The organism is Aeromonas sp. 600276 (genome assembly GCF_049175815.1).
Classification (GTDB): Bacteria; Pseudomonadota; Gammaproteobacteria; order Enterobacterales; family Aeromonadaceae; genus Aeromonas; species Aeromonas dhakensis.
Genome location: NZ_JAAKVU010000005.1, coordinates 81,731 through 94,561 on the forward strand (window position 1 = coordinate 81,731; position 12,831 = coordinate 94,561).

A 12,831-nucleotide genomic window follows, 5' to 3' on the forward strand; every position below is an offset into this window, starting at 1 on the left:
TCCTCCTGGCTTGTCATGGCCCAACCCCCTCCTATACTCAATGCAGCTGTTTTTCATAGGGATAGGAGACGGTCATGATCCTGCTGGTCGGTGGTGAAAAAGGAGGGAGCGGCAAGAGTTGTCTGGCCCAGAATCTGGCGGTCTACCTCAGAACCCAGTTTCACGGCGAAGTACTGTTGGTGGACTGCGATCCGCAGCGCACCACCTCGGACTGGATCCAGGAGCGCAACGACAATCCGGATCTGCCCCAGATAAACTGCGTCCAGCTCTACGGCAACATCCGCAACGATCTGCTCAGCCTGAAGAACCGCTATGACTACCTGATCGTCGACTGTGGCGGCCAGGACAACCGGGCACTGCGTTCAACCATGGCCGTCGCCACCCATGCCCTGATCCCGCTGCGTCCCAAGCGCCGCGATCTCAAGACTCTGCCGCACATGGAAGACCTCATCACCACCTGCAAGATGGTCAACCCGACCTTGCGGGCTGCCGTGGTACTGACCCAATGCCCCGCCCTGCCCAACCAGGCGAAGCGGATACTGGAAGCCAAGGAGGTCTGCTCTTCCTTCGGTGTCGACGTGCTCAATTCCATCACCTATGGCCGCAACGTCTACGACGACAGCGAGGAGAAGGGATTGTCGGTGATGGAGATAGAGCCGGATGGCAAGTCTGCCGAAGAGATCCGCGCCATCGCCAAGGAGTTTCTGGAGCTGGGGGTATGAGATGGGACTTGCCGACCTGAAGAAGAAACACAATCTGCATCACCAGAAGAAGTTCACCATAGACGAGTTCATCGAGGACGCGGATTTCTATGCCAAGGGCAAGCCCAAGGTCGTCAGCCTGGAGCTGACCCTGCATCGAGACGAGGCTCTGACCGCACTCGCCTTCATCGAAAGCGGTGAACATCTCAAGCCCAGCTTCAAGAAAGCCACCTTCTCGCTCAGTACCACGGCCATCGATGAGCTTGGCAACCTGACCCAGCAGGACGGCATGAACAAATCTCTGCTGCTGCGGTTGTTTACCCACTACTTCTCCTCCCTGAGCCCGGAAGAACGCCAGACCATCTATGAGCGACTGCAGGCACACAACTGACGCTATCTTCCTCCAGCCATGCTTCGTTGCCAGCATGGCCCTTCTCTGCTCGCTTCCCCTTTCTGAATCCCAGTTGAACAAGGTGTAAGACATTCGCCATAGACGATGTAGGTAAAGCGCCAGAAAAGATCCCGCGATAGTCGGAAGATAAGATCGTAAAACATGAACGAAAAATACCTATACCAATGAAATTAAAGGATAAATATTGAAACAAGTTTCCTTCGTAACGAGATGCGTAAAAACGTTTTTCACTCTGCCGTTGTCCCGCCCCATGAAATCCTTATAGTTACTCCTGCACGGACGCAATGAAGTCGGTCAGGAAGACTGGCTGCCAGGGTTGGGCAAATGGACTCACCACAGGATGTGGTAAAGGACACCTCCCAGGACGGAGAAAGTGCGACGGGAACGGATGACTCGTCAGGCCATGATGGCTAAAGGACACCCCAAAGGATTGGGAAGGGGAAACCTAAAGGAAGAGGTATAGTCAGGGATTGCAGGGAGCAACTTCGTTCAAGGATATGAGCGATAAGACTATCGGGGGCGACGCAAGTCGCCCCCATCTTTTTTGGCCATTTTTACCTCGACCTACCTTTCTACCGACTCATTCCAGCCGGAAGTGCCCCACAATCTCCCGCAACCTGTCATAGGTCTGCTGCATCGAGTCGGCACTGGCCACCGTCGCCTCGCCGTTGTGGGTCAGCTGGCGGATCACCTCGGCAATGGCGCTCATGTTGCGATTGATCTCCTCGGCTACCGCGCTCTGCTGCTCCGCAGCCGTGGCGATATGGCTGATGAGATCGTTGATCTCCACCACCTCGCCCGCCATCAGATCCAGTGACTCGTTGACCCGAGTGGTGTTCTCGGCGGCGCCCTGACAACTCTGCTTGGTATTGCTCATGGCATTCACCACGGTCCGGGTCCCCTGCTGCAGGCTGGCCAGCATGGTCTGGATCTCCGCCGTACTCTGCTGGGTACGGGCGGCGAGTGAACGCACCTCGTCAGCCACCACGGCAAAGCCACGCCCCTGCTCGCCGGCGCGGGCGGCCTCTATGGCAGCATTGAGGGCCAGCAGATTGGTCTGCTCGGCTATGCTGCCGATGACCCCGAGCACCGAGCCAATCTGCTGCACATCCTGCTGCATGGCCTCGATGGAACGGGCGGTGGTTTCCACCTCATCTACCAGCGCCATCACGCTGGCCATGGCCTGATCGACCACCTGACGGGACTGGCTCGCCAGTTGCTGGCTCTGACCGGTGAGCTGGGCCGTGCTGGCCGCGCTCTCCGAAACTGAAACCGCGGTGCGGCTCATCTCGTTGATGGCAGTCACCACCTGCTCGGTCTCTCGCACATGATCCGCCAGCAGGGACTGGGCAGCACCGGTCTGGCTGGCCAATCCGGCAATGCCGCTATTGAGCTGGCCGCTGGCCTGCCGTACCTCGTTCATCATCTCCTGCAGCCGCTCGATAAAACTATTGATACCGGCCGAGATCTGCCCGAGGTCATCCTTGCTGGTCACCGCCAGTCGGCGGGTAAGGTCACCGCTGCCGCGAGAGAGCTCCTGCACCAAATCCCGCAGCGAGAGAATCGGGCGATAGGCCACATTGAGCGCCAGCACGGCGAGCACCATCACCACCACGGCCACCCCGAGCAGCGCCATGATGATCTGGCCGTTAAGTGCCTGGGTCATGGTGCGGATGTAATCGAGATCGATGTAGCCGGTCAGGGTCCAGCTGCTGCCGCGAATATCCAGCGAATTGGGGCGCGCTTCGCTCTCCCCCTGCGGCTTGCTGCTGTAGAGCTCATTGCCCTGCCCGTCAGCCAGCGAGAAGTAGCGCCCTTCGCCACTGACGCTGGCCAGCAGGTTCTTGAACTCGCTCATGTCGAGGTAATAAAGGTAGGCAGAGTCGGCACCGCGCGGCACCAGAATCGAGATGACGGGCTTGCCATCCACCTGCTGCAGCGGACTGACGGTGATCTGGTTGTTGGCGGCGGGGATAAGTTTGCGCAGAGCATCGACCTTACTGCTGTCGTTGATGACGCCGCTCACGTCGAACGCCATGTCGCCGATCACCTTGACGATGTTGTGAAAGCCGGTCTCTTCCAGCGTCTTCTTGACGTTGGTCACCCCGAAGTTGAGGTTGGCTGCCAGCAGAATTTTCTGATTGATGTCACCGGCCAGCTTCTCTTTGACCAGAGAGATCTGTTCGTTGATGTTCTTGGTCGCCTGGGTGCGGATGTAGGCGCTGATGAAGTGATTGACGCTGAACCAGGCGGTGCCGATGGTGACCAGGATGGCCAGCAGCAACAGGACGTAAATCTTGACCTTGAATGGCATGGGATCCCTCCAGAAGAGAGGGCCGGCACTGCCAGCCCTCCCTGCCAATCGTTATTTCTTCTTGGCGTACTTCATGGAGTCCAGTGCCACCGCCAGAATGATGATGCCGCCCTTGATGATGAACTGCCAGTAAGGGCTGACGCCGATATAGGTCAAACCATAGTTGATCAACGTGAAGATGAGCACGCCGGTGATCACCCCGGCCACGGTACCCACGCCACCCGCAAACGACACCCCGCCGACCACGCAGGCGGCGATGGCATCGAGCTCGTACATGAAGCCCAGGTTGTTGGTGGCGCTGCCGATCCGGCCCGCTTCCAGCATGCCGCCGAAGGCGTAGAAGACCCCCGCCAGCGCATAGATCATCACCAGGTTGACCGCCACGTTGACACCGGAGACCTTGGCCGCTTCCGGGTTGCCGCCGATGGCGAAGATGTTCTTGCCAAAGCGGGTCTTGTTCCACAGCACCCAGACAAAGACACTGGCGATGGCGGCATAGAAGGTCAGATAGGATAGCTTGAACCCGCCCAGCTTGATGAACCCCTGCGCGAAGCTCGAGAAACGGGGATCGAAGCCGGCCACCGGCGAAGCCCCTACCGAGTCAAAGTAGAGGGAGTTGATACCGTAGACGATGATCATGGTGCCCAGGGTGGTAATGAACGGGGTTACGTTCAGGTAGGCGACGATGAGGCCGTTGACCAGACCTATCAGGGCACCCACTGCGCACACCAGCAGGATCACCACCGGGATGGGCACTTCGCCCAGGCTTGGGAACACCTTGTTGACGTTGGTCAGCGCCTGCAGCATGGTCGCAGCGATGAGCGCCGCCAGACCGACCTGACGACCGGCCGACAGATCCGTCCCCTGGGTGATGATGATACCTGCCACCCCCAGCGCGATGATGACCCGCACCGAGGACTGGGTCAGGATGTTGCTGAAGTTGGTGAGACTCAGGAAGGAGGGTTCCTTGATCACGATGATCATGAGCAGCACCAGCAGCACCACGTAGATGCCGTTCTCCTTGAGCGCCCGCATCAGATTGAAATTTTTAGCCGACTCCATAAATGTCTTCCTGTCTCTAGAGGTACAGAGATGCCAGGCGCAGTATCTCGCTCTGGTCAGTTTCTTTGGTATTGACGATCCCGGCGACCCGGCCATTGCTCATCACCATGATGCGATCCGTGATGCCGAGCAGTTCGGGCATTTCCGACGAGATGATGATGATGCCCTTGTCCTTCTTCGCCAGCTCCAGGATGAGCTGGTAGATCTCGAACTTGGCCCCCACGTCGATGCCGCGGGTCGGTTCGTCCAGCATCAGGATCTCCGGCTGGGTCAGCAGCCAGCGGCCGATGATCACCTTCTGCTGGTTGCCCCCCGAGAGGGAGCCGATCTGGGTCTGCTGGGTCGGTGTCTTGACCCGCATGGAGTCGATGACCCACTGGGTGTCGCTCTTCATCTTGTTGTCGCTGAGCAGCCCCATGGAGCCCTTGTAGTTGTCCATGTTGGCGATCAGGGAGTTGAAGGCGATGTCGAGGCGCGAATAGATGCCAGTGGAGCGGCGCTCCTCGGTCACCAGCGCAAAGCCGTTGCGGATCGCCTCGTGGGCGTTGTGGTTGGCCACCTCTTTGCCGTGCAGCTTGATGGACCCCTCGCTGCGGTCGCGAATGCCGAACAGGGTCTCGACGATGTCGGTCCGCTTGGCCCCCACCAACCCGGCCACCCCGAGGATCTCCCCCTTGTGCAGGTTGAAGGTGATGTCCTGGATGGAGGGCTGGTTTTTCGCCGTCAGGTGCTCGACCTCGAGGATCACCTCTTTCGGCTGGTTGGTCTTCTCCGGGAAGCGCTGGGTGAGCTCGCGACCGACCATCATGCCGATGATCTGATCCATGGTCATGCCCTTGAGCGGCTGGGTCGCCACCCACTGGCCATCCCGCAATATGGTGATCTCGTCACAGAGCTGGAAGATCTCTTCCATCTTGTGGGAGATGTAGACGATGCCGCACCCCTTCTCCTTGAGCTTGTTGATGATCTTGAAGAGGTGGCTCACCTCTTTCTCGGTCAGCGAGGAGGTGGGCTCGTCCATGATGACGATCTTGGCATCGTAGGAGAACGCCTTGGCGATCTCGATCATCTGCATCTGGGAGACGGAGAGGGTACCGACCTTGACCCGCGGGTCTATGTCGATGTCCAGCTCGTCGAAGATATGCTTGGTGTCCTGATACATCTTGCCATGGTCGACGAACAGCCCCTTGGTGGGATAGCGGCCGAGCCACATGTTGTCCATCACGGAGCGCTGCAATACCAGGTTCAGCTCCTGATGCACCATGGAGACACCGTTCTCCAGCGCCTCCTTGGAGGAGGTGAAGTTGATCTCCTGCCCCTTGAAGAAGATCTTGCCCTCATCCTTCTCGTAAATGCCGAACAAGCACTTGAGCAGTGTCGATTTCCCTGCCCCGTTCTCGCCCATCAACGCATGCACAGAATGAGGACGGACCCGTAAATTGACATTATCGAGTGCCTTGACGCCAGGAAAGCTCTTACTGACGCCAATCATCTCCAACAGCCATTCTGATTGTTGCTGTGTTGTCATATCAGCCATCACATCTGGTTGAAAAAAGGGCAAGGGATCTCCCTTGCCCTGGAGGAGGGAATTATTCGAATTTGGACAGGTTGTCTGCGTCTACGCCAACGTAGGGAACACGCACGACCTTGTTGACGATGTTCCACTTGGTGCCTTCACCAGCCGCTTTGCCTTCCGCCAGGTTCTTGGTCAGCTCGTAGGTCGCCTTGGCCTGGTTGGCGGCATCGTTCAGCACGGTACCGGCCATGGCACCGCTTTTGACCAGCGCCAGCGCTTCAGGCAGTGCATCCACGCCGAACACCGGGATGGCGGTCTTGCCCTGAGCCTTCAGCGACTCCACGGCGCCCATCGCCATGCCATCGTTGTTGGCGATGACCACTTCGATCTTGTTGGCGTTGGGGCCGGAGATCCAGGCGTCCATCTTGTCCTTGGCCATGGCGGTATCCCACATACCGGTATCCATGTGCAGCTGCTCGGTCTTGATGCCGCCATCGTTCAGGGTCTTGATGACGTAGGTGGTACGGGCTTCGGCATCCGGGTGACCCGGCTCGCCCTTCAGCAGCACGTACTGGATGACGCCGTCCTTGTTCAGATCCCAAGCCGGGTTGGCTTTCCAGTGCTTGGCGATCAGCTGACCCTGGATGATGCCAGACTCCTTGGAATCGGTACCCACGTAGTAGGCCTTGTCATAGCTGGCCAGATCGGCGGCATTGGGCTCCTTGTTGTAGAACACCACGGGCACATCCTCGCCACGGGCTTTCTCGATCACGACCGGGGCCGCTGCCGGGTCAACCAGGTTGATGGCCAGCGCCTTCACCCCCTTGGCCAGCAGCACATCGACCTGGTCGTTCTGCTTGGACTGGTCATTCTGGGAGTCGTTCATCAGCAGCTCCACCCCCGGGTTGGCCGCCGCTTCCTTCTCGATTGCCTTGCGCACTACCGCCATGAAGTTGTCGTCGTATTTGTAGACGGTCACCCCGATGCGGGTTTCGGCATGGGCGGTGGCTCCTGCCATCAGGCTCATCAGTACGGCGGCAATGGTCGTGATCTTTTTCATTGTTATGCTCCGATCTCTCTATCTGTTTTTGTAGGGAATGCTGTACACCAAGTGAACTGGCGCCAGCCTAATGTAATCAGTTTGTTGTATGCCGTTCTGTGATCATGACAACAAAATGAAAACGTTTACACTCTGTTACATAGCAATAAATCAATTAAAAATCATATGGTTATATTTAATTGGAGACACTACAGCTCTGAACGGGGCTCTTTCTTGTTAAGCAATCGCTCAGGTTCAGCGTAGAACACAGTTCCAATAGTAGCTGCCTGGTTGCAGCCAATATTCCGGTCGTACACTCTGGCTCCAGGAGTCATCACCACCAATGCCCATATGAAAACCATCCAGACAGAGATGGATCCCGCCTGCGGCCACCAGATCGGTCTGGTGACGAGCCAGGGCCAACTGCTGCTGACTGAAACGGCTCAGGCTGAAATGAAACAGCCCCTCGACCTCGACGGAGCCGAATCGCAGCTGACGGGTGTCACAGCGCAGCCCGTTGTCGGTCGGGAACACATACGCGGTGTGCAGCGCATCGAGCGACGACTGCCAGCGACCGAGGTCGGCAGCCAGCAGGCGATCCGGATAGTTCTCGTGCGAACCGCGCCCCAGCCAGCTCACCTCCTCCCCTGCCGCCAGCACCTCGTCGGCCAGCCAGAGCCGGGCGCCGATGCGCGGCAGAGAGGGCATCTCGGCTGCCACCTCCACCTCGATGGCGAGGTGCATGGCACCATCCTGATCGAAGGCGTGACGCCAGAGGGTCAGCAGCTTGAGCGCCTCGCCGACGAAGTAGCCGTGACGCACCGTCACAGTCCCTTGGTCAGGGCTCACTACCAGCTCGAGGCAGCGATGCTGCAACTCATTGAGCCCGGCCGCCTGCCAGCGGGCAATCCAGGCGTTGGGCTCGACGTGGTCCGCCTCGCTGGTGCCGATGTCGTTGTCGAGCGGCGCCCGATAGAAGTGATCGGCGATGGCCTCCTTCAGCTGCTCGCGCCCCAGCTTGTGCCAGCTGTAGATGCGGCCGCTGGTCTTGTCCAGCCGCCACTCGCTGTTGGCCGCCCGGATCTGCCAGCCATCCGCCAGCTCGATGAAGGTGGCCGGCGTGCGGGTAGCGGGCAGTGCAAGCGGTGCAGGCAGCATGCATTGCTGGCGCGCCACCTCGTGACCGGCCGCTGACCAGGGCGTGGCGGCGGGCTGCACGATGGCGAGATCCAGCCAGGCGAGCGCCCCCGGCGCAAAGGCCGGCAACTGCTCCAGCAGGGTCAGCGTCACGCAGCCCTGCGGTGCCAAGGTGAGTGGGCATTCACCCTGGCTCACCACCACGCCGTCTTCGCACAATCGCCACTGCAGCCGCTCGTTGTCCGTCTCGCGAAACAGGTATTCGCTGCGGATCTCGACCGTCAGCGGCTGGCGGTGTTGCAAGGTCAGCACGAAGGGCTGTTGGGCCCGTTTTGCCTCGAACAGCGACGGATGGGGCGTGCGATCGGGGAACAGCAGACCGTTGCAGCAGAACTGGCGATCATTCGGGGTATCGCCGAAATCACCGCCATAGGCCCAGAAGTGGCGGCCGTCATCGGTCAGCTTGTCCAATCCCTGATCGACCCAATCCCAGACGAAGCCACCCTGCAACCGAGGGTGATCGCGAAATGCCTGCCAGTAGTGGGCATAGCCCCCCAGGCTGTTGCCCATGGCGTGGGCGTATTCACACAGGATCAGTGGGCGGGTCTCCTCCGGCAGGCCGATCCACTTGGCCAGCGCCCACTTGGGCACCGCCGGGAAGGGCTGCTCCTGATGGGTGCGGGCATACATGGGGCAGATGATGTCGGTGGCCGGCGTATCGGCACCACCCCCTTCGTATTGCACCGGGCGGCTCGGATCCGCCCCCTTGACCCAGCCATACATGGCATCGTGGGCCGGGCCGTAACCCGACTCGTTGCCAAGGGACCAGATGATGATGCTGGGGTGGTTGAAGTCGCGGGCCACCATGCGGGTCACCCGCTCTAGGAAGGCGTTGCTCCAGGCGGGATCCCGCGCCAAGCGCCCCATGGGAGTCATCCCGTGGGTCTCCAGGTTCGCCTCGTCCACCACATAGAGGCCGAGCCGGTCGCACAGCCGATAAAGCTCGGGGTGATTGGGGTAGTGGGAACAGCGCACCGCGTTGAAGTTGTGCTGCTTCATCAACAGCAGATCCTGCTCGATGGCGGCGGGCGTCACCACGTGCCCCGTTGCGGGGTGATGCTCGTGCCGGTTGGCGCCACGGATCAGCAGCGGCTGGCCGTTGACCCGCAGCAGACCGCCACGGATCTCCACCGCCCGAAAGCCCACGTCACAGGCTTCGCTCTCGATGGGCTCCCCCCGCTCGTCCAGCAGGGTCAGGGTGAGGCGATAGAGATGGGGGGTCTCTGCGCTCCATTTGCGCGGGGCCGCCACCTCGAGCCAGCACTCGGCGCGATCGTCATACGCCCCTTTCTCGTCAATGGCTTGCGTGCCGATTTGCTGGCGCAGGGTCGCTACCCGCTCGCTGCCGTCATAGAGGTTGATTTCCACCGACAGGCCGGTCCCATTGGCTACCTGCAATGCGATCTTGAGGCGGGCACCCCGGTAGCAGGCGTCGAGCTCGGGCGTTACCCGGATATCCACCAGATGACGAGCCGGTTTGTGCAGCAGGCTGACGGAGCGGAAGATGCCGCTCATGCGCCACATGTCCTGATCTTCCAGATAGGAGCCGTCGGACCAGCGCAGCACCAGCACTGCCAGTCGGTTGTCACCGCTACAGAGGAAAGAGGTCAGGTCAAATTCGGCAGGCAGCCGGCTGTCCTGGGAGTAACCGACCCAGCGACCGTTGCAGAAGAGGTGAAAAGCACTGTCCACCCCGTCGAAGATGATCCGGGTCTGGCCGCTGGCAAGCCAGTCGGCCGGCACGCTGAACTCGCGGGAATAGCAGCCGGTGGGATTCTCGGCCGGCACCCGCGGTGGATCGCACGGGAAGGGATACTTGATGTTGGTGTAGATGGGCACGTCGGTGACAGGCCGCAACCCTGGGTAGGCCGCATCCAGCTGCCAGTTGCCCGGCACCTGGATGGGACAGGCATCGGCCAGATCCTGTGCCAGCCACTGCTCCGGCACCAACTCGGGCGCCGCGAAGAAGGAGAAACGCCACTCCCCATCCAGCGGGGTGCACGATGGCGAGGCGTGATCATCCCGCGCAGCTGCTTCGTTGCGCCAGCTGAACAAGGGGGTATGGGCGGGCAACCGATTCACTGCGGTAATCGCCTGGGTCTGCCAGTCCTGACGGGCCACTATCTCCCTGAGCATTCGTCTCTCTCCCTGCATGAACGCCGAAAACGTATGCAGTGTAGGGGAGATTTGCCCGGTGATCGGCGATCCCGCTCACACAGATGTAAACGATTACACTGAATTTGTTAAGTAAAACAGGGTAAAAATGCGCTAAATGCAGGTAAAAGACCAAGGCTCCGGATCGAGCGCCTCAAAAACGGCGATCCGGAGCGATAAACGGAGGTAAATGAAAGGGATCAGCTTCGAACGGGCGCCACCGAGTGGCGGTTGATCAGAGTCGGGGTGTAAATGCGGCTCTGTACCACCTCGCTTTCCCCCGCTGCCAGCTGCAGGGCCAGCTTGGCCGCCTGCGCTGCCATCAGTTCAACCGGGTAGCGCATGGTGGAGAGCTTGGGGCGCAGGTATCTGGCATAGATGATGTCATCGAAACCCACCACCGACACCTCCTCCGGCACCTTGAGGCCGTTGTCCGCCAGCACCGAGATGGCCCCCGCCGCCATGGCATCGTTGTAGGCCACCACGGCCGTGATGGGCAGCCCCTTGGCCAGCAGGTTGAGCATGGCCCGCTCGCCGCCCTCCTCGTTGGGCATGCCGCTCTCCACCAGCTCGGCGTCGGCGCGCACGCCCGCCTCGGCCAGCGCATCCTGATAGCCCTGCAGCCGCAGGATGGCATCCTCGATGGCGTGATCGGAGCTCAGGAAGGCGATGTGACGGTGGCCCAGCTCCAGCAGATGCCGGGTCGCCGTGGCAGCCCCCTGCCGGTTGTTGAGGGCAATGCAGCGCCCCTTGAGTGCCGGGATGTCGCGGTTGATCAGCACCATGCCGGGCACCCTCAGCGCATAGTCGATCAGCTCCTCGTCGCTCAGCGCCTTGCTGTGCACCACCAGCGCCTCGCAGCGCTTGCCGATCAGCAGCTCGATGGATTCGCGCTCCTGCCGTGCCGTGTGAAAACCATTACCCATCAACAGGTGCAGCCCCTGTTCCACCGCCACCGCGGCGACCCCCTTGACCAGGGCGCCGAAGAAGGGATCCGCCACATCGCCCACCAGCACTCCCATGGTGTCGCAGGTCTGGCTGACCAGCGCCCGTGCGTTGGCATTGGGGGTGTAGCCCAGTTCGGCCATGGCTTTCAACACCACCTCGCGGGAGGCGGCGCTGGCCTTGGGTGAGTTGTTCATCACCCGTGAAACCGTTGCCACCGATACGTTGGCCAAACGGGCGACATCCTTGATGGTACTCATGCTGTTTTCACTTATTTCACGGTTCGGGACTAGGCCATTATACCGAGCAATGTCACTGATAACAGGGGGAAAAACCATATTGCTGAAATGATGACCACCAAAACAAGTGTAATCGTTTACACATATTTGTTAGCCAGTTCACAGTTTGCCCGCCAGCCCCTCGGCTAGACTCCTTCACAGGCTTTTTTTGAGCGTGGAGATGAGGATGAAAGTACTGGTCACCGGCGGCTGCGGTTACATCGGCAGCCACACCTGCCTGGCACTGCAGGCGGCCGGCATGGAGCCCGTGGTGGTGGACAACCTCTGCAACAGCAAGGCCGGCGTACTGGCCCGCATCGCCGCCATCAGCGGGCGTGAGCCCCGCTTCTATCGGGGGGACATCCGTGACCCGCTCCTGCTGGATCGCATCTTCAGCGAGCAAAGGATCGATGCCGTGACCCACTTCGCCGCCCTCAAGGCTGTCGGCGAGTCCACCCGCATCCCCCTCGACTACTACGAGAACAACCTGAGCGGCACCCTGGTATTGCTGCAGGCGATGAAGCGGGCCGGCGTCCACAACCTGGTGTTCAGCTCGTCGGCCACCGTCTACGGTGACCCGGCCAGCACGCCCATTCGGGAAGATTTCCCGCGCAGCGCCACCAATCCCTACGGCCGATCCAAGCTGATCATCGAAGAGATCCTCGAGGATCTGCAGCGGGCCGAACCGCACTGGAGCATGACCCTGCTGCGCTACTTCAACCCGGTCGGTGCCCACGAGTCGGGCACCATGGGGGAAGATCCCCAGGGGATCCCCAACAACCTGATGCCGTTTTTGACCCAGGTCGCCATCGGCCGGCGCGACTGCCTTTCCATCTTTGGTAACGATTACCCCACCGTCGACGGCACCGGTGTGCGCGACTACATCCACGTGATGGATCTTGCCGAGGGTCACGTCAAGGCACTGCAGCACTGCGCCAGCAAGGGTGGCGTGCACATCTACAACCTGGGCACGGGTCAGGGCCAGAGCGTGCTGCAGATGGTCGCAGCGTTCGAGGCGGCCAGCGGTCGCCCCTTGCCCTACCGCATCGAACCAAGACGCCCCGGCGACATCGCCGAATGCTGGGCCGATCCCGCCAGGGCCGAGCGCGAGCTGGGCTGGCGTGCCCGGCGGGATCTGGCCGCCATGTGCGCCGACAGCTGGCGCTGGCAATCCGCCAACCCGCAGGGGTACGAGGCGTGATGTCCGTTTTGC

The 12,831-nt window shown here is 60.5% G+C and carries 9 protein-coding genes; 3 read left to right on the forward strand and 6 right to left on the reverse strand.

Annotated elements, in window-relative coordinates; translation table 11 throughout:
- The first annotated feature begins 74 nt into the window (after positions 1-74).
- Both G5134_RS06685 and G5134_RS06690 read left to right on the forward strand, forming a co-directional pair.
- Complete coding sequence (locus tag G5134_RS06685; protein WP_005306480.1) at positions 75-722, forward strand: AAA family ATPase; 648 nt, start codon at positions 75-77, stop codon at positions 720-722.
- Between the two features lies 1 nt (position 723).
- Positions 724-1,092 carry a hypothetical protein gene (locus G5134_RS06690; protein WP_005306483.1) on the forward strand — a complete coding sequence of 123 codons (369 nt, stop codon included), beginning with the start codon at positions 724-726 and terminating at the stop codon, positions 1,090-1,092.
- Between the two features lie 601 nt (positions 1,093-1,693).
- On the opposite strand, the gene G5134_RS06695 is transcribed toward G5134_RS06690, so the two are convergent.
- The 6 genes from G5134_RS06695 to G5134_RS06720 form a co-directional block, all read right to left on the reverse strand.
- Complete coding sequence (locus G5134_RS06695; RefSeq protein ID WP_065018505.1) at positions 1,694-3,427, reverse strand: methyl-accepting chemotaxis protein; 1,734 nt, start codon at positions 3,425-3,427, stop codon at positions 1,694-1,696.
- Positions 3,428-3,478: 51 nt separating this feature from the next.
- A complete protein-coding gene (mglC, locus tag G5134_RS06700; RefSeq protein ID WP_005306488.1) occupies positions 3,479-4,489 on the reverse strand; it encodes a galactose/methyl galactoside ABC transporter permease MglC in 1,011 nt (336 codons plus the stop codon).
- Positions 4,490-4,505: 16 nt separating this feature from the next.
- On the reverse strand, positions 4,506-6,026 hold the full coding sequence (gene mglA, locus G5134_RS06705; protein ID WP_017781206.1) for a galactose/methyl galactoside ABC transporter ATP-binding protein MglA: 1,521 nt from the start codon (positions 6,024-6,026) through the stop codon (positions 4,506-4,508).
- Positions 6,027-6,078: 52 nt separating this feature from the next.
- Positions 6,079-7,065 carry a galactose/glucose ABC transporter substrate-binding protein MglB gene (gene mglB / locus G5134_RS06710; protein WP_065018504.1) on the reverse strand — a complete coding sequence of 329 codons (987 nt, stop codon included), beginning with the start codon at positions 7,063-7,065 and terminating at the stop codon, positions 6,079-6,081.
- Positions 7,066-7,299: 234 nt separating this feature from the next.
- Positions 7,300-10,377 carry a beta-galactosidase gene (locus tag G5134_RS06715; protein ID WP_065018503.1) on the reverse strand — a complete coding sequence of 1,026 codons (3,078 nt, stop codon included), beginning with the start codon at positions 10,375-10,377 and terminating at the stop codon, positions 7,300-7,302.
- A gap of 218 nt (positions 10,378-10,595) precedes the next feature.
- Complete coding sequence (locus tag G5134_RS06720) at positions 10,596-11,600, reverse strand: substrate-binding domain-containing protein (RefSeq protein ID WP_195879413.1); 1,005 nt, start codon at positions 11,598-11,600, stop codon at positions 10,596-10,598.
- 205 nt (positions 11,601-11,805) lie between these two features.
- Here G5134_RS06720 and galE point away from each other — a divergent pair, with 205 nt between their 5' ends.
- On the forward strand, positions 11,806-12,819 hold the full coding sequence (galE, locus tag G5134_RS06725) for a UDP-glucose 4-epimerase GalE (RefSeq protein WP_065018502.1): 1,014 nt from the start codon (positions 11,806-11,808) through the stop codon (positions 12,817-12,819).
- Positions 12,820-12,831: the final 12 nt, after the last annotated feature.